The organism is Pseudophaeobacter sp. 1A16562, from assembly GCF_041008785.1.
Classification (GTDB): Bacteria; Pseudomonadota; Alphaproteobacteria; order Rhodobacterales; family Rhodobacteraceae; genus Phycobacter; species Phycobacter gallaeciensis_A.
In genome coordinates this window covers 17,446-33,818 of sequence record NZ_JAXGFT010000005.1, presented here as the reverse complement: position 1 = coordinate 33,818, position 16,373 = coordinate 17,446, and the positions used below count along the sequence as shown (strand labels likewise).

General features: G+C 60.6%; 16 protein-coding genes. 9 read left to right on the top strand and 7 right to left on the bottom strand.

The annotated features are described in order from the left end of the window. Positions 1 to 8: 8 nt before the first annotated feature. From SM764_RS08450 to SM764_RS08435, 4 genes are all read right to left on the bottom strand, one after another. Positions 9 to 257 carry a SemiSWEET family sugar transporter gene (locus SM764_RS08450; protein WP_065271793.1) on the bottom strand — a complete coding sequence of 83 codons (249 nt, stop codon included), beginning with the start codon at positions 255 to 257 and terminating at the stop codon, positions 9 to 11. After that, a complete protein-coding gene (locus SM764_RS08445; protein ID WP_065271792.1) occupies positions 257 to 1,309 on the bottom strand; it encodes a saccharopine dehydrogenase in 1,053 nt (350 codons plus the stop codon). Before SM764_RS08445 ends, SM764_RS08450 begins: the two co-directional genes overlap by 1 nt. Positions 1,310 to 1,334: 25 nt before the next feature. Then, positions 1,335 to 1,949 (bottom strand): glutathione S-transferase family protein, encoded by a 615-nt coding sequence (locus SM764_RS08440; RefSeq protein ID WP_368947563.1) that lies wholly within the window; start codon positions 1,947 to 1,949, stop codon positions 1,335 to 1,337. A 66-nt stretch (positions 1,950 to 2,015) separates the two neighbouring features. Next, positions 2,016 to 2,669 carry a histidine phosphatase family protein gene (locus SM764_RS08435; protein WP_065271790.1) on the bottom strand — a complete coding sequence of 218 codons (654 nt, stop codon included), beginning with the start codon at positions 2,667 to 2,669 and terminating at the stop codon, positions 2,016 to 2,018. Between the two features lie 245 nt (positions 2,670 to 2,914). Here SM764_RS08435 and SM764_RS08430 point away from each other — a divergent pair, with 245 nt between their 5' ends. Then, positions 2,915 to 4,108, top strand: a complete 1,194-nt coding sequence (locus SM764_RS08430) for a hydantoinase/carbamoylase family amidase (protein WP_369001512.1) — start codon at positions 2,915 to 2,917, stop codon at positions 4,106 to 4,108. Between the two features lie 58 nt (positions 4,109 to 4,166). Here SM764_RS08430 and SM764_RS08425 read toward each other — a convergent pair whose 3' ends face one another. The 3 genes from SM764_RS08425 to SM764_RS08415 form a co-directional block, all read right to left on the bottom strand. Further along, complete coding sequence (locus SM764_RS08425) at positions 4,167 to 4,421, bottom strand: WGR domain-containing protein (RefSeq protein ID WP_065271789.1); 255 nt, start codon at positions 4,419 to 4,421, stop codon at positions 4,167 to 4,169. Positions 4,422 to 4,554: 133 nt separating this feature from the next. Continuing rightward, the gene (locus SM764_RS08420; protein ID WP_065271788.1) at positions 4,555 to 5,259 is read right to left on the bottom strand and encodes a response regulator transcription factor; all 705 of its coding nucleotides are present in this window, start codon (positions 5,257 to 5,259) and stop codon (positions 4,555 to 4,557) included. Next, a complete protein-coding gene (locus SM764_RS08415) occupies positions 5,256 to 7,157 on the bottom strand; it encodes a hybrid sensor histidine kinase/response regulator (RefSeq protein WP_274833040.1) in 1,902 nt (633 codons plus the stop codon). Before SM764_RS08415 ends, SM764_RS08420 begins: the two co-directional genes overlap by 4 nt. 294 nt (positions 7,158 to 7,451) lie before the next feature. Between SM764_RS08415 and SM764_RS08410 the strand changes: the two genes are divergently transcribed. The 8 genes from SM764_RS08410 (at position 7,452) to SM764_RS08375 (ending at position 16,353) form a co-directional block, all read left to right on the top strand. Beyond that, complete coding sequence (locus tag SM764_RS08410; RefSeq protein ID WP_274838150.1) at positions 7,452 to 9,425, top strand: AMP-binding protein; 1,974 nt, start codon at positions 7,452 to 7,454, stop codon at positions 9,423 to 9,425. Positions 9,426 to 9,477: 52 nt separating this feature from the next. Beyond that, positions 9,478 to 10,287 (top strand): ABC transporter ATP-binding protein, encoded by an 810-nt coding sequence (locus tag SM764_RS08405; RefSeq protein ID WP_116560346.1) that lies wholly within the window; start codon positions 9,478 to 9,480, stop codon positions 10,285 to 10,287. 29 nt (positions 10,288 to 10,316) lie between these two features. After that, positions 10,317 to 11,303: a branched-chain amino acid ABC transporter permease gene (locus SM764_RS08400; RefSeq protein ID WP_065271784.1), complete on the top strand. Its 987-nt coding sequence runs from the start codon at positions 10,317 to 10,319 to the stop codon at positions 11,301 to 11,303. A gap of 93 nt (positions 11,304 to 11,396) precedes the next feature. Further along, positions 11,397 to 11,654 (top strand): hypothetical protein, encoded by a 258-nt coding sequence (locus SM764_RS08395; protein ID WP_065271783.1) that lies wholly within the window; start codon positions 11,397 to 11,399, stop codon positions 11,652 to 11,654. A 3-nt stretch (positions 11,655 to 11,657) separates the two neighbouring features. After that, positions 11,658 to 12,734: a branched-chain amino acid ABC transporter permease gene (locus SM764_RS08390; protein ID WP_065271782.1), complete on the top strand. Its 1,077-nt coding sequence runs from the start codon at positions 11,658 to 11,660 to the stop codon at positions 12,732 to 12,734. Positions 12,735 to 12,831: 97 nt separating this feature from the next. Then, positions 12,832 to 14,115, top strand: coding sequence for an ABC transporter substrate-binding protein (locus SM764_RS08385; RefSeq protein ID WP_065273619.1), 1,284 nt, complete (start codon positions 12,832 to 12,834; stop codon positions 14,113 to 14,115). A gap of 166 nt (positions 14,116 to 14,281) precedes the next feature. Continuing rightward, positions 14,282 to 15,118 carry an ABC transporter ATP-binding protein gene (locus SM764_RS08380; RefSeq protein ID WP_065271781.1) on the top strand — a complete coding sequence of 279 codons (837 nt, stop codon included), beginning with the start codon at positions 14,282 to 14,284 and terminating at the stop codon, positions 15,116 to 15,118. A 17-nt stretch (positions 15,119 to 15,135) separates the two neighbouring features. Next, the gene (locus SM764_RS08375) at positions 15,136 to 16,353 is read left to right on the top strand and encodes a phenylacetate--CoA ligase family protein (RefSeq protein WP_274835304.1); all 1,218 of its coding nucleotides are present in this window, start codon (positions 15,136 to 15,138) and stop codon (positions 16,351 to 16,353) included. Positions 16,354 to 16,373: the final 20 nt, after the last annotated feature.

Here is a 16,373-nt window from a genome sequence, read left to right as displayed (position 1 = left end):
GTACTCCCTTATTTGTATTTCAGTTTGGCCAGAACGATGCTGATCACGATCAGCAAGGCACAGAAGTTGGCCAGGATCAAAGGCATGTCGCCCACCATAAGCCCGTAGATGAGCCAGAGCGAGACGGTGAGAAGAAACATCAGGTTGGCCGCCAGCGACAAGCCCGAGGTGTCCCGCGTGCTCCAGGCGCGCCAAGCCTGGGGGATCCAGCAGATCGTGCCCATCGTGCCGGCCAGATATCCGATGTACAGTTCCATCAGTTGCCCATGTTTTCGTCAAAGGTTGCTTTGGCCCGGCCCCAGACACCGCTGCCGAGATCGCCCAGCGTCAGAAGCGAGGGCAAAAGCTGCTCGGCGTAATCGACCGAGCTTTCGGCGGGCAGCATTGAGGGCAGGTTGTCGATGGCCATCACGTCCAGAACCGGGTCCTTGGCCACGCGCAGGGCAGGGGCATCCCAGGTGGTGGCGCGGTCATAGACCGGCACCGGGTTGTAATCGCTGTCCGGATCGCAAGCGACATCGCCGATGGCGGTCAGCTTGCGCGGCTCGGTCAGGGCAGATTGCGGTACAAACACAGGCGTGCCGGGGCGCGCAAAGATGCAGTTGAGGAACAGATCGTGCTCCAGGATTTCCGGGAAGGGGCCGCCATTGGCGGTTTCCGCCATGTCCCATTTGGTAACGATGACGCCCATGGTCTCTAGCAGATCCGCCGCGCCAGTGCCAACACGCCCGAGGGCTCCAATCACGATGGCGGTGGGGCGGGGGGCTTTCAGCGCGAACAGCTCGGAGGACAGATCGGCAATCAGCGAATCCTTGTCTTTGAAGACACCAACCGGGCCACAGATTTCGCCGCGCTGCTGGGCGGCCCAGCATTTCAACGTCACCGCCGCGCCTGCATAGCCGGCCCAATAGCCAAAGGCCGCAACCCGTCGGCCGCTTTCGTCCACCAGATATTCCAGGTCATAAAGCGTGCCGCCACCCTGGCGGAACCGCTCCAGCAACGCCTTGCCCGAGTGCTGACCCTTGAAGGCATGGCCGAACATGATGTGGCGGTGCGGCAAAGGCGTTCCGTCCTCGGGCAGTTCTTTCAGGCCAAAGATGATTGCCTCTGCCGGGGCCGTGGGCCAGCTGTTTTCGGCGGCGATATCGCAACCCGCATCCACATAGCCCTGCAAGGGGATCGCCCGGACCGAGCTTTTCTCGACCGTGACCTTGATGCCTGCATCGATCAGCGCCTTGGCGCCTTCGGGGGTCAGCCCGACCCGTTCTTCATTCGGGCGCTGCTCTGCCCGTACCCAGAGATGAGTCATTCTCTTGTCGTCCTTCACTCAAATATCAAAGCATGCCCTTGGCGCGGACTGCGCGCACTGAGGGGCGCTGATCCATGGTGGCCATGAAATCCCGGATCTTGGGATAATCCGCAACCGAAACCCCGTCCCCTTCGAGCCAGCTGCACACCACAAACAGATAGCAATCGGCGATACTGATCTCATCACCCAGCACAAAGGGCCCTTTAAGGCCGTTTTCGCTGATGTAGGCGGCAGAGGCGGCCATGGTTTCTGGCACTTTCGCTGTCATGTCCTCAAACGAGGATTGCTGACTGGCCCAACGGCTGCCGCGCATCTTGTGGGCATGGTTCACGTGCATGGTCGAGGCAAGGTAGTACATCACCTCGCGCATGCGGGCCTTCAGAACCGGGTCTTCGGGGCGCAGGCCTGCGTCGGGTGCAAGATCGGCGATGTAGTCCAGCAGCGCACCGGTTTCGGTCAGGATGCCGCCCTCGACCGCCAGCGCAGGTACGCGGCCCTTGGGATTGATCTGCCCATAGGCGGGTCTTGTCTGCTCGGCGCTGGCAAAATCCACCTTGACCGCCTCATAGGTGATACCGGCTTCCTCAAGCGCGATGGCCACTGCAATCGAGATCGTGCCGGGAGCATAATAAAGCTGCATCTGTTTCGTCCTTCAATTCTGTCGCGGGCGGTCTGCCCCATGGTCAAATCGTGGTCAAACCCGCGGTCAAAGATGGGTCTGTGCAAAATGGCGGTCGGGTGTTTCCAGATGGGGTACCGCGTTGAACAGTACCGGCGACCAGTGCCCGCCAATGGGGAACAGACGGTGCATCGAGGTATTCATGATCGCGAGCGCCATCCGGGCCATGCCGGTGATTTCGAGCATCATCGCCTGACGCATCGCCATGGAGATCAGCCCGCCCGAGGTCACCACCAATGCCGGACCTTCTCCCGCCGCGATTTCGGACAGAGCCGCTTGTGTGCGGGTTTCAAAATCGCTCCAGCTTTCGGGGGCATCATCGATTTCGCCTTCTGCCCAGGCGGCCAGCACCTGCGGCAGGTGGGCAATGAAGCCTTCGCGTTCCTGCGGGATGGCCAGCCCGTGCTGTTTCTCCATCGCCTGGGCGAGGGTGAAATACTCCATCTCGTTGAGACGGGGATCCTGCACCACCTCTTCGGTATATCCCATGCCCGCAGCGGTTTCGATGTGCCGGGTCAGGGTGCCGCAATAGATACGGGGGTGGCTGGCGCCGCTGGCGCGCAGATGCTCACCCAGCCAGGCCGCCTGCTGATGGCCCAGATCGCTGAGCCGGTCATAGCTGTGCTCGTCGCGGGCCTCGGTGTTTGCCTGCCCGTGGCGGATCAGCGTGATATGAGACATCGCTTCCGTTCCTCTGATCTTTGGCCTGACTCTTAGGTGAGCAGCCCGCGACATGGAAGGAAGGTTTCAGGGATGGCGTGAAATTTACCGGGTGCCGATTTGGCACGCGTGAAAAAAATGCAGGAACGACGTTCCGGAAAAAGGTTAACAAAATGTGGACATAACGCAAATGATGGAAGATGTAGGTTAACACCCGTTGGAACTGACGGGCCGTACACAAGACCGTGACCAAGGGAGAACCAGGAATGAAGATCAACCCCCAGAGATTCTTGGCGGATCTGCATACGCTGCGCTCGTTCGGGGCCTCCGGGGTCGGGAAAGGTGTGGTTCGTCCGGCCTATACCGCGGTGGACATCGCCGCGCGCCGCTGGCTGGCGAGCCGCATGCAGGAAGCGGGGCTTGAGGTTCGGTTTGACCGGCTTGGCAATCTTTTTGGCATTGCCGGGGAGAAATCCTTGCTGATCGGTTCGCACAGCGACAGCCAGCCCGAAGGCGGGTGGCTCGACGGGGCGCTGGGCGTCATTGCCGGCTTGGAAATCGCCCGCGCCAGCAAAGAGGCCGGAGGGCCGCCGATTTCCGTTGTCAGCTTTCAGGATGAAGAGGGGCGTTTCGGTGTTCTAACCGGATCGGACGTCTGGACCGGGCGGCTGTCGATGGCGGATGCGGATCAGCAGACTGATAACGAGGGGCAGACGCTGCGGGCCGCGCGGCAGCGGATGAAAGAAGGGACGGAAAAGCCCGTGCCGACGGATCTGTTCACCGGCTTTCTGGAAATGCATATCGAACAGGGGCCGACCTTGGATACCACCGGCGAAAAGATCGGCGTGGTCACTAATATCGTTGGCATCCGGGATATGCGGATCACCTTTACCGGCCGTCAGAACCATGCCGGCACGACGCCGATGCATCTGCGGCAGGATGCCTTTCAGGCGCTTTCGGCCTTCAACACCCGCCTGAACGAACGTTTTGCCGAGATCGTCACCCCTGCAACCGTCTGGACCCTTGGCCATGTGGCGCTGCACCCCAATGCGTCTTCGGTGGTGCCAGGCAGGGTGACCTTCTCCATGCAGTGGCGTGATGCGGAGGCCGCGCGGCTGTTGGAGATGGAACAGATCATCCGTCAGACCTGTGACGAGATCGCAGCGGAACGCGACGTGGAGGTGGAGATGGGACCGGTGATGGGCATCGAACCCGTTGCCATGGATGACCGCATTCAGGCGGCCCTGCGCGCGGCGGCCGAAGATCTGGCGCCGCAGCAATGGCGTGACATGCCGTCGGGGGCGCTGCACGATGCGGCCAATGTGGCGCGGGTCATGCCAACCGGCATGCTCTTTGTGCCGTCAATCGGCGGCATCAGCCACGCCTTTGACGAGGACACGGACGAAGCCGATCTGACGCTGGGGCTGGAAGTTTTGGCCCAGGCCGCCGCGACCCTGTGAACAGAAATTAAATGCAGAAACCGGCGGCCTGCGGGTCGCCGGAGTGACTGAAGCGTGATCAGTCGGCGGTGGCCTGCGATGCCAGTCCGTCGCGGTTATAGCCGCGTTTGATCATGCGGTTGCGGTGGCTGTCAGCGGCAACCGACGCCTCGCGCAGGTTGCCATAGATGTTGATCACGCTTTGCCCATCGCGCCCTGCGACGCCCCATTCCCGAAGGACAGAGACCTCGGAAAACAGGTTCATCGCCAGTTCGATCCGGTAAAACCGGGAGGGCCGGGATGATGTTTCACGATAGAGAAGACAGGTAGCCATGAGGCGATTCTAATCGCGGTGATTCGGGTCGGCAAGAGGAAGGATGGTGAACCCGCACAAGCCGGGATCACTTTTGCACCGCTGGTTTGTTCCGGGCATCCTGTCGCCCGATGCCGACAGCCGATGACCAGCCTCAGAGCCAGTTCACATCGCCGAGGAAAATATAGCCCGCGCCGTAGATGGTCTTGATCAGCCGGGGGTTCTTGGGATCTTCGCGCAATTTGGTGCGCAGGCGTGACACACGCACATCCATGGCCCGGTCGAAACTGTCTCCGGCTGCCCCGCCAAGCGCCTCTTGCATCTGGGCGCGGGAGATCAGCCTTTTGGGACTGTCCAGAAACAGCCGCAGCACTTCGCCCTCGGCATGGGAAAAGGGCGTTTCGCCGCCGGTTTCATCCTCCAGAACATAGCGGTCGAAATGAGCCGTCCAGCCAGAGAACTGCGCCGAATTCCCGCTTTGCACCTGGGCACGGGGGCCGCCGCGCAGACGGGCGCGGATGCGGGCAACCACCTCGGTGGGATCAAAGGGTTTGGTAATATAGTCGTCCGCCCCCAGTTCAAGCCCCGTCACCCGGTCCTGAACTTGCGCGCGACCGGAGATGATGATTACCGCCGCGCCCTGCTCCAGCGCCAGCCGGTGCACAAGTGTCAGCCCGTCCGTATCCGGCAGCGACAGGTCAACGAGGCAGACATCTGGCGTCACCCGTTTCAAGGAGGCTTCGAATTCGCGCGCCCGGGAAAAACTCTGGGTGCGGAAACCGGCCTCTTCCAGGGTCTCGGTCAGGATCCGACGGATTTCGGGTTCATCGTCCAGAATGGTGACAAGAGGCGCGGTCATGAAGGGGTCTCCGGTGTGATCAGCGCCGACAGCTGCTGCGTGGTAAAGGGTTTTTGCAGAACAGGCCCGCGTTTCAAAGCCTCCCGATGCATGGCATCGCCCGGGGGCAGCGACGTCATCAGGATGCAGGGCAGGGAGGATCCGGCCAGCCGGTCGACCAGATCGATCCCGGTGGCCTCACCCTCCAGCCGGATGTCGGACAGCACCAGCGCCATGTCCGGAATGTCAGCGGTCAAGGCCGAGGCTTCGTCTACGCTGGTGGCCTCAATCACGGAATAGCCAAGGTCGATCAGCATGTCGCGAAAGGTGGCGCGCAGGCTTTCGCTGTCTTCGACGAGCAGCGCGATCCCGCCCGAGGCATCCGGCGCCAGCCGGTAGGGCAGGCGCAGGGTGACGCTGGCGCCCGAGACCGTATTGGCGATGCGCATGTCGCCGCCTGTAGATTTCGCCATGTCATAAACGGTCGGCAGACCCAGGCCCGAGCCTTCGCTGCCCTTGGTGGTGAAAAACGGGTTTAGCGCCTGTTTCAGCGCCTCGGGGGAAAAGCCGGGACCAGTGTCGCTGACGCTGATTTCCAGCCAGGTTTCTCCGACCGCATGGACGCTGACGGTGATCTGCCCGGTGGTGCCGCAGGCGTCGCGGGCGTTGAAAATAAGGTTCAGCAGCGCGTCCTGCAATTTGCCCGCATCCAGCAGCAGCATCACGTCGGGCGTATTGTCGAGAATGCTGAGGCCGATGCCCTGCGGCAGCGAGGGCGAGGCGAGGATCTTCAGCTCATTGAGCAGCACATGCATGTCGGTGGCCTGCGGGCGCAGGGTGCGCTGGCCTGTCATTTCCCCGATGCGGTTCAGAAGCCGCCCACCCCGCCGTGCCGCCGAAAGGGTGCCCTGGATTAACTCATCCGCTTCGGGGGGCAGATCCATCTTGGCCAGTTTGCCCTGCATGCCGAGGATGATGGTCAGAAGGTTGGAAAAGTCATGCGCAAGGCCGGAGGTCATCTGCGCCGCCATTTCGCGGCGGCGGGCCTGTTGCAGGGCGACGCGGGCCTGGGTTTCTTCGGTCACATCCATCGACAGGATAAAAACGCCGCCGCTGTTGTCCGGGGTAAAGGCGACGCGGATGCGGCGGCTGCCGTGTTCCTCGGTAAACTCAAAGACCGGGCTGCCACCTTTGTACGCGGCCATCAGATGTGGTTCGATCCGGGCAAAAGCAGATGGCCCCAGCGCATCCGAGATATGCATCCCCAGAATGTCAGAGGGACGGCCCGGAAAGACCGAGCTGAGCCGCCGGTTGGTAAAGGTATAATAGCCTTCGCCATCCACGTGGGCGATATGGGCCGGCATCATTTCCGTCGTCAGACGGGTGCGGGCCTCGATCTCGGTGAGCTGGCGTTTGGCCTCTTCCAAGGCGCTGTTGGTGGCGGCCAGTTCGCGGTTTGCTGCCGACAGTTCTTCGGTATGGGCGATCAGACGGTCCGACATCTCCTCGGACCGGGCCCGCAGCAACAGTTCGACCCGTTTTGTCCGGGTGATATCGGTATAGACCGACACCCAGCCCCCCTGCGAAAGTGGCGCCCCTTCGATCGAGATCACCTGCCCGTTGGCGCGGGTGCGTTCCAGATAATGTGGAACAAAGGCAAGCGCTTGTTCGACGCGGGAGTCGACAAATTCGTCGATATCCTCGATCGGGCCGTATTCGCCGCTTTCGGCGATATACCGGATGGTTTCGTCAAAGCGCGCGCCGGGGGTTACCAGCCTGTCCGGCAGGGCGAACATCTCCTTGAACCGGCGATTGCAAACTGCCAGCCGCAGATCGCTATCGTAGATCGACAGCGCCTGAGCGATCAGGTTGAGCCCGGCGGTCGTCATAGCGGCGCGTTGTTTGTCTGACTGTTTCATATGTTCTCCCGCGCTATGGCTACCACTGTGCGGCGGCGCGGCAAAGAGGTGGTCTGCTGCGGCGTGAGGGCGCGTGGCGCATTTTGCGGGTCTCGGTGTCGCGGTAAATCTGCGGTGGTTGAGGGGATGTGAAACAGGCCGGAACACATTCCTGTGATCCTGTTACAATTCGTAAGAATTGGGAAAACATCAGGAAAAAGTTGACGCACTACCATCAGACAGGTCCTAATCGGGATCAGAATCGCGGAACAGCGATCATCCGGCCAGGGGAGGCCGGAAAGGGAGGAGATAAAATTGGCTCAGACGCAGTCGGGCGCCGCAGGACTATTGTCTCTGCCGGCGCTGCTTGAACGTAACGCCACGGAATTCGCTAATCAGCCGGCTTACCGGGAAAAGGAATTCGGAATCTGGCAGTGCTGGACCTGGGCGGAAATCGCCAAGGAGATCGAAGCACTGGCGCTTGGCCTGATCAACCTAGGCATCAAGGAAGGCGATTTCATCGCCATCATTGGGCGCAACCGCCCCTACCTTTACTGGTCGATGGTTGCGGCGCAGTCCGTCGGCGCCATTCCGGTGCCGGTCTACAACGACTCTGCCGCCGAGGAACTGGCCTATGTGCTGGATCATTGCGGCGCCCGCTATGTGATCGCCGAAGACCAGGAACAGGTCGACAAGGTGATCGAGATTCAGGAGCAGCTGCACCAGCTGGAGCACGTGATCTATCTGGATCCGCGTGGCATGCGGAAATACGACCACCATGCCTTGCACCAGTACAGCCACGTGCAGGAGCAGGGCCGCGCCGCCTATGACGAATGGATCCCGGATCTGAAGGCGCGCAAGGCCAAGCTGACCTACGACAGCACCTGCGTGATGCTTTATACTTCCGGGACGACGGGCAAGCCAAAAGGCGTTGTCCTGTCCAACCGCAACGTGATCGAAAGCGCCAAGAACTCGGCTGATTTCGATAAGCTGACCCGCAACGAGAACATCCTCTCCTACCTGCCGATGGCCTGGGTGGGGGACTTCATTTTCTCGATCGGTCAGGCCTACTGGTGCGGCTTCTGCGTGAACTGCCCGGAAAGCCAGGACACCATGATGACCGACCTGCGGGAAATCGGTCCGACTTATTTCTTTGCTCCGCCGCGCGTCTTCGAAGGTCAGCTGACCAGCGTCATGATCCGGATGGAAGATGCAGGTCCGCTGAAGCGCAAGATGTTCCACCACTTCCTGGCCCACGCCAAGAAGGTCGGGGGCGACATCCTGGACGGCAGGCCCGTGGGGCTGATGGACCGGCTGAAGTACAAGCTGGGTGACATTCTGGTCTACGGTCCGCTGAAAGATACCCTTGGCTATGGCCGCATTCGGGTGGGATATACCGCCGGTGAAGCCATCGGCCCGGAAATCTTCGATTTCTATCGCTCGCTGGGGATCAACCTCAAACAGCTTTATGGTCAGACCGAGGCCACCGTTTTCATCACCGTGCAGCCCGATGGCGAAGTGCGGGCCGATACGGTTGGTGTTCCAGCGCCGGATGTGGAAATCCGCATCGATGACAATGGCGAGATCTTCTATCGCTCGCCCGGTGTCTTCGTGGAGTATTACAAGAACGCGGAATCCACAGCCTCGACCAAGGATCCTGAAGGCTGGGTCGCGACCGGCGATGCGGGCTTTATCGAAAACGATACGGGCCATCTGCGCATCATCGACCGCGCCAAGGACGTTGGTAAAATGGCCAGCGGTGCAATGTTTGCCCCGAAATATGTCGAGAACAAACTGAAGTTCTATCCCGACATCCTTGAGGCCGTGCTCTTTGGCAATGGCAAGGATCGTTGCGTGGCTTTCATCAACATCGACCTGACTGCCGTAGGCAACTGGGCCGAGCGCAATAACATTGCCTATGCCTCTTATCAGGAACTGGCTGGCCACCCGAAGGTTCTGGAGAGCATCCGGGAGCATGTGGAAGAGGTGAACAAATCCGTCGCCGCCGACGAAATGCTGTCGGGCTGTCAGGTGCATCGCTTTGTCGTGCTGCACAAGGAGCTGGACGCGGATGACGGTGAGATGACCCGCACCCGCAAGGTGCGCCGCCGCATCGTCGAGGACAAGTTCGCCGACATCATCACCGCGCTTTATGACGGCTCGGATCAGGTCTCGACCACCACCGAAGTTACCTATGAGGACGGCCGCAAGGGCGCCATCAGCGCCACGCTGAGCATCGTCGATGCCAAAGTTGTTCCGGTGACACCGCAGCAGGTGGCCGCAGAATGATCCGCGCGACAAAGACAGGCAGCCAGAAAAAGGGGCTGGGCACGTGAAAGACATGGAAGAAGGATACGTCACCGAAGACGGCCGCAAGATTGGCGGCGTGGTGATGGAAATGAAGAACATCACCCTGCGGTTCGGCGGTGTGGTGGCGATCAAGGACATCTCGTTCGACATCCGTCAGGGTGAGATCCGCGCGATCATCGGCCCCAACGGTGCGGGCAAGTCCTCGATGCTGAACGTGATCTCGGGGTTCTACGTCCCGCAGGAAGGTCAGGTTCTCTATCAGGGCAAGCCGCGTCCGCAGATGCGCCCGTATGAGGTTGCGCGTCAGGGTATCGCCCGGACATTCCAGAACATCGCGCTTTTCGAAGGGATGAGTGTTCTGGACAACGTGATGACCGGACGGCTCAACTACATGAAGACCGGCCTGCTGAGTCAGGCGCTGTGGAAGGGCAAGGCCGAGAAGGAAGAGACCGAGAACCGCGAAGCGGTGGAGAAGGTCATCGACTTTTTGGAAATCCAGCACATCCGCAAGACCCCGGTGGCGCGTCTGCCCTATGGTCTGAAGAAACGGGTGGAACTGGCCCGCGCCCTTGCGGCCGAGCCGAGCCTGCTGTTGCTGGATGAACCGATGGCTGGCATGAACGTCGAGGAAAAAGAGGACATGTCACGCTTTATCCTTGATGTGAATGACGAATTCGGCACCACGATCGCTCTGATCGAACACGACATGGGCGTGGTGATGGATCTGTCCGACCGGGTGGTCGTGATGGATTACGGCAAGAAGATCGGCGATGGCACGCCGGACGAAGTCCGCAACAACCAGGATGTGATCGACGCCTATCTTGGCGTTGCGCATGACTGACCATCAGACCGGCTTGAGGGAGGCGAAACATGCCTGAACAACTGATTTTTGCGATGGAAGTCACGCTCAACGGTCTGATGGCCGGCGTGCTCTATGCGCTTGTCGCGCTCGGATTTGTCCTGATCTACAAGGCATCCGGCATCTTCAACTACGCCCAGGGCGTCATGGCGCTGTTCGCGGCGATGACCCTGGTGGGGATCATGAACGGTCAGGTGCCCTTTGCGCATCTGATCAACGCGGTCTTCGGCGGCCATATCACCCATTTCGGGTGGACGATCCCGTCCTTCCTGGCGGTGATCCTGACCGTGGCGGTCATGGTTTTGCTGGCCTGGCTGGTGCAGGTTCTGGTGATGAAGCATCTGGTCGGTCAGGAACCGATCATCCTGTTCATGGCCACCATCGGTCTGGCCTACTTCCTGGAAGGCGTGGCTGACCTGATGTGGGGCTCCGAGATCAAGACGCTGGATGTGGGCATCCCGCAGGGCATCAACCTGTGGATTGATGAGACCACCTACAACATCTTTGGCTACGGCTTCTTCATCGACAACCTTGATATCGTGGCGACCGTTGTGGCGGCGCTGCTGGTGACCGGTCTTGTGATCTTTGCCCAATACACCAAGCAGGGCCGCGCCATGCGCGCCGTGGCGGATGATCACCAGGCGGCGCTGTCTGTGGGTATCTCGCTGAACTTCATCTGGGTTCTGGTCTGGTCGGTTGCCGGGTTCGTGGCGCTGGTCGCAGGTATCATGTGGGGCACCAAGTCGGGCGTGCAGTTCTCGCTGTCGCTGATCGCGCTGAAGGCGCTGCCGGTTCTGATGCTGGGCGGTTTCACCTCGATCCCGGGCGCCATTGTTGGCGGCCTGATCATCGGTGTGGGTGAGAAACTGTTTGAATTCGCTATCGGCCCGATGGTCGGCGGCGCGACTGAAAACTGGTTCGCATACGTACTGGCGCTGCTGTTCCTGGTGTTCCGTCCGCAAGGCCTCTTTGGGGAGAAGATCATCGAAAGGGTCTGACGCAGCCCAATGACATCAAGGCCGGTTCCATTCGGGGAGGGATGGGGCCGCGCCGCAAGAGACTGAACGCAACATAAGAGGGAGGAAAGACGCATGAGAAAGCTCATTGCCATCGTCAATGTGATCGCCTGGTCTGGATTTTGGGCCTTTGGCTATCTGGCGCTGACCTCCGGAGATTTTTCCGACACCCAGGTCGTGATCTCCGCTCTTCTGGCTGCTGTCGGTCTTTTCACAGGGATCCTCGCCTATCTGCGACTGGCCCGCCTGGCCGAGGCCAGCGGATACGCGAAGAAGACAAATCAACTGGACGCAGCGGCCCGCAACCGCGCGCAGGAAAAAGGGAGCATCTGAAGCATGTTCTACCGTGAAGCCGGGGACTTTAAGGTCTCTTACCAGGATGACAGCCAGACGTTTCCGATCAAGTTCGATCGCTATCGTTACTACGCGGTGCTGGCCGTGGCCTTTCTGGTCATCCCCTTTGTCATCAACGACTACTGGGCGAATGCCATCCTGCTGCCGTTCCTGATCTATTCGATTGCGGCCATCGGCCTTAACATTCTAGTTGGATATTGCGGTCAGGTCAGCCTCGGGACCGGCGGTTTCATGGCTGTGGGTGCCTATGCGGTCTACAAGTTCATGACCGCCTTCCCCGAAGTCAGCATGTTCGTGCATGTTCTTTTGGCGGGTGGTGTGACCGCGCTGGTTTGTGTGGCCTTTGGCCTGCCGTCCTTGCGCATCAAGGGCTTTTACCTGGCGGTGGCCACGCTGGCGGCGCAGTTCTTCCTGGTCTGGCTGTTTAACCGTGTGCCGTGGTTCTACAACTACTCCGCCTCGGGCCAGATCAACGCGCCTGAGCGGGATGTCTTTGGCATCGTGATCACCGGTCCCAACGCACCGGCCTGGGCGACCTATTTCTTCTGCCTGATCTTCCTGACGTTCTGCGCCATCGTCGCCCGCAACCTGACGCGCGGCACAACGGGCCGGACCTGGATGGCGATCCGCGACATGGACATTGCTGCCGAGATCATCGGGGTGAACCCGCTGAAGGCGAAACTGACAGCCTTTGCCGTCTCCGGCTTCCTGATCGGTATCTCCGGGGCGCTGTTCTTCTCGGTTTACCTTGGCGCGGTTGAGGTCGGCGAGGCCTTTGGCATCAACAAGTCTTTCCTGGTGCTGTTCATGGTGATCATCGGCGGTCTGGGCTCGATCTTCGGCTCCTTCGCGGGCGCGGCCTTCCTGGTGCTGCTGCCGGTGGTACTGAAGGTTCTGGGCGTCGACGTGATGGGCTGGCCGACTGATATCGTGGCGCATTTCCAACTGGTGATCGTGGGGGGGCTGATCGTGTTCTTCCTGATCGCAGAACCGCACGGGCTGGCGCAGCTGTGGCGCGTTGCCAAAGAAAAACTGAGACTCTGGCCCTTCCCGCACTGACGCGGGGACGGCAGACCATCGCGGGGACAACAGCAAGAGCCAACTCACGGGCCCCGCATCAAAAAATCGGATGAGACCAATGGGAGGAATGAACCCGATGAAACTTAAACTGACCACTCTGGCGCTGGGCGCGCTGATGGCCGCAGGGCCAGCCATGGCGGATCTCGTATTCCCGTCGCTGAGCTACCGCACCGGCCCCTACGCCGCAGGTGGCATCCCCTTCGCGGATGGCTATGCCGACTATTTCACCCTGGTGAACGAGCGTGACGGCGGCATCGGCGGCGTCAAGGCGAAGGTGATCGAATGCGAGACCGGCTATAACACCGAAAAAGGTGTGGAATGCTACGAATCCACCAAGGGCGAAGGCGCGCTGGTGTATCAGCCGCTGTCTACCGGTATCACCTACCAGCTGATCCCCAAAACCGCTGCTGACGGCATCCCGCTCCACACCATGGGCTATGGCCGGACCTCGGCTGCCAACGGCAAGGTCTTTGGCAACGTGTTCAACTACCCGGCAAACTACTGGGATGGCGCCTCGGGTATCATCACCTACCTGCTGGACGAAAACGGTGGTGACATCAAAGGCAAGAAGATCGCCCTGCTGTACCACAACTCCGCCTACGGCAAGGAACCGATCCGCACCCTGGAAGAGCTGTCCAAAAAGCATGGTTTCGAACTGTCGACGCTGCCTGTTGACCACCCCGGTCAGGAGCAGAAGTCCCAGTGGCTGCAGATTCGCCGTGACCGTCCCGACTATGTCGTGATGTGGGGCTGGGGCGTGATGAACCAGGTTGCCATTCAGGAAGCCGCAAACGTCCGCTACCCGATGGAAAACTTTATCGGCGTTTGGTGGTCCGGTGCCGAGCATGACGTCCTGTCCGCCGGTGCAAAGGCCAATGGCTACAAGGCTGTGACCTTCCACAACGTTGGCCGCGACTTCCCGGTGTTTGATGACATGCAGAAATATGTTGTCGACAAGGGCCTGGCTGCCGGTGCAGGCGATCAGATCGGTAACGTGCTTTATAACCGTGGCATGTACGCGGCGATGCTGGCTGTCGAAGCGGCCAAGACCGCCCAGGAAATGCACGGCACCAAGGACATCACCCCGGCGATGATGCGCGATGGCATGGAAGCCCTGGAAATGCCCGAAGCCCGTATGTCGGCGCTTGGCATGCCCTACTTCGGTCCGTCTTTCAACGTTTCCTGTGAAAACCACGGTGGCCCCGGCCTCGTCGGCATGACCCAGTGGAACGCAGAGACCAAGACCTGGAGCCTGATCTCGGACTTCCAGAAGACCGACACCGCTGTAATCCAGCCGCTGATCGAAGCTGACTCCGCTTCCTATGCGGCGGAAAACAACATCGAACCGCGCTGCAACTGATAGTGCTCGTGGTCCCGCCTTTTGGGGCGGGACCGGACTCAAAACCGGTGTGGCGGCCAGCCGCCACACCACCTCCGAAGAGACACCGATCCGGGCGCCTGCGAATGAATACGGCTCGCTCCGGACCAGGCCGCAACAGGCCGTGACCGCATGAGGACAAACTTTGATGCTCGACGCAGCAAACACCACCGATGTGCAGGCCGAAACCCTGCTTGAGGTCAACAATATCGAGGTGATCTACAACCACGTGATCCTCGTGCTGAAAGGCGTCAGCCTGAAGGTTCCAAAAGGCGGTATCACCGCGCTGCTGGGCGGCAATGGCGCCGGCAAGACAACGACACTGAAGGCGGTTTCGAACCTGCTGCATTCCGAACGCGGTGAAGTGACCAAAGGGTCGATCAAATACCGCGGCGAGGTGATGCACGATCAGGATCCCGCCGAAGTGGTTCGCAAAGGCGTCATCCAGGTAATGGAAGGCCGCCATTGTTTCGAACACCTCACCGTTGAGGAAAACCTGATGACCGGCGCCTATACACGCGCCGATGGAAAGGGCGATATCCAGCGCGATCTGGAGATGGTCTACAGCTATTTCCCGCGCCTGAAGGAACGCCGCAAATCCCAGGCTGGCTATACCTCCGGGGGTGAGCAGCAGATGGTGGCCATGGGCCGCGCCCTGATGAGCCGCCCGGAAACCATCCTGCTGGACGAACCTTCGATGGGTCTGGCGCCGCAGCTGGTGGAGCAGATTTTCGGCATCGTGAAATCGATCAACGAAAACGAAGGCGTGACCTTCCTGCTCGCGGAACAGAATACCAACGTGGCGCTGCGCTTTGCGCATTATGGCTACATCCTGGAATCCGGCCGCGTGGTGATGGATGGACCTGCCGCCGAATTGCGCGAAAACCCGGACGTGAAGGAATTCTATCTCGGCATGTCGGACGAAGGGCGCAAGAGCTTCCGCGATGTGCGGTCCTACCGCCGCCGCAAACGGTGGCTGAGCTGATGCGGGGTGATGAGGACATGAGTTTTTTTGACATTCTTGAAACCCGCTCGGCGGATGAACGCGCCGCGGATATCGCCAAGGCGCTGCCGGAGCAGATCGCCCGCGCCAAAACCGCGCCGGGATATGGGTCGGCGCTGGCCGATGTGGATCCTGCCGCGATCACCTCGGCTGCGGATCTGGCCGCGCTTCCGGTGCTACGCAAATCCGAGCTGAGCCGCGCCCAGGCCGAGAATGCCCCCTTTGGTGGCTTCACGGTGAAACCGGCGCATGGGTTCGCGCATATCTTCCAGTCGCCGGGTCCGATTTATGAACCGGGCGGCAGCGAACATGACTGGTGGCGCATGGGCCGCTTCCTGCACGCGGCAGGCATTGGCGCTGGCGATGTGGTGCAAAACTGTTTCGGCTACCACCTGACTCCGGCTGGCATGATCTTTGAAAGCGGCGCCCGCGCCGTTGGCGCCGCGGTTCTGCCCGCAGGCACTGGTCAGACGGAATTGCAGGTCACAGCCGCCCGCGATGTGGGGGCGACCGCCTATGCGGGCACGCCGGATTTCCTCAAGGTGATCCTGGACAAGGCCGATGCCATGGGCGTGAAGCTGGGCTATACCAAGGCGGCGGTCGGGGGCGGCGCGCTGTTCCCCTCGCTGCGTCAGGAATACGCCGACCGGGGCATCACCTGTCTGCAAAGCTATGCAACGGCTGATCTCGGCAACATCGCCTACGAGAGCGCCGCGATGGAAGGCATGATCGTTGACGAGCGTGTCATCGTTGAGATTGTGACACCCGGCACGGGCACCCCTGTTGCGCCGGGCGAGGTGGGCGAGGTCGTGGTGACGACGCTCAACCCCGATTATCCGCTGATCCGTTTTGCCACTGGCGATCTGTCTGCGGTTCTGCCCGGGATGTCGCCTTGCGGCCGCACCAACATGCGGATCAAGGGCTGGATGGGCCGCGCGGATCAGACCACCAAGATCAAGGGCATGTTCGTGCGCCCTGAACAGGTGGCAGCGCTGGTCGACAAGCATGACGAGATCGTCAAGGCGCGCGTCATTGCCACCCGTGACGGCGAAATGGACGCGATGACTGTTCAGATCGAAGCCACCGGCGGCGATGAGGTTGGGTTTGGGAAATCGGTGATCGAAGTGCTGAAGCTGAAAGGCAAGATCGAAGTGGTTGCCCCCGGTGCCCTGCCCAAGGACGGCCTGGTGATCGAGGATCAGCGCAGCTACGACTGATCCGCAGCCTTACACAGACA

Excerpts from the sequence above, each read along its gene's own strand:
- SM764_RS08395 (WP_065271783.1), top strand. The coding sequence starts at position 11,397 with ATGAGAAAGCTCATTGCCATCGTCAATGTGATCGCCTGGTCTGGATTT.
- SM764_RS08375 (WP_274835304.1), top strand. The coding sequence starts at position 15,136 with ATGAGTTTTTTTGACATTCTTGAAACCCGCTCGGCGGATGAACGCGCC.
- SM764_RS08435 (WP_065271790.1), bottom strand. The coding sequence starts at position 2,669 with ATGTCTCATATCACGCTGATCCGCCACGGGCAGGCAAACACCGAGGCC.
- SM764_RS08405 (WP_116560346.1), top strand. The coding sequence starts at position 9,478 with ATGGAAGAAGGATACGTCACCGAAGACGGCCGCAAGATTGGCGGCGTG.
- SM764_RS08420 (WP_065271788.1), bottom strand. The coding sequence starts at position 5,259 with ATGACCGCGCCTCTTGTCACCATTCTGGACGATGAACCCGAAATCCGT.
- SM764_RS08415 (WP_274833040.1), bottom strand. The coding sequence starts at position 7,157 with ATGAAACAGTCAGACAAACAACGCGCCGCTATGACGACCGCCGGGCTC.
- SM764_RS08380 (WP_065271781.1), top strand. The coding sequence starts at position 14,282 with ATGCTCGACGCAGCAAACACCACCGATGTGCAGGCCGAAACCCTGCTT.
- SM764_RS08450 (WP_065271793.1), bottom strand. The coding sequence starts at position 257 with ATGGAACTGTACATCGGATATCTGGCCGGCACGATGGGCACGATCTGC.
- SM764_RS08430 (WP_369001512.1), top strand. The coding sequence starts at position 2,915 with ATGAAGATCAACCCCCAGAGATTCTTGGCGGATCTGCATACGCTGCGC.
- SM764_RS08400 (WP_065271784.1), top strand. The coding sequence starts at position 10,317 with ATGCCTGAACAACTGATTTTTGCGATGGAAGTCACGCTCAACGGTCTG.
- SM764_RS08445 (WP_065271792.1), bottom strand. The coding sequence starts at position 1,309 with ATGACTCATCTCTGGGTACGGGCAGAGCAGCGCCCGAATGAAGAACGG.
- SM764_RS08440 (WP_368947563.1), bottom strand. The coding sequence starts at position 1,949 with ATGCAGCTTTATTATGCTCCCGGCACGATCTCGATTGCAGTGGCCATC.
- SM764_RS08390 (WP_065271782.1), top strand. The coding sequence starts at position 11,658 with ATGTTCTACCGTGAAGCCGGGGACTTTAAGGTCTCTTACCAGGATGAC.
- SM764_RS08385 (WP_065273619.1), top strand. The coding sequence starts at position 12,832 with ATGAAACTTAAACTGACCACTCTGGCGCTGGGCGCGCTGATGGCCGCA.
- SM764_RS08425 (WP_065271789.1), bottom strand. The coding sequence starts at position 4,421 with ATGGCTACCTGTCTTCTCTATCGTGAAACATCATCCCGGCCCTCCCGG.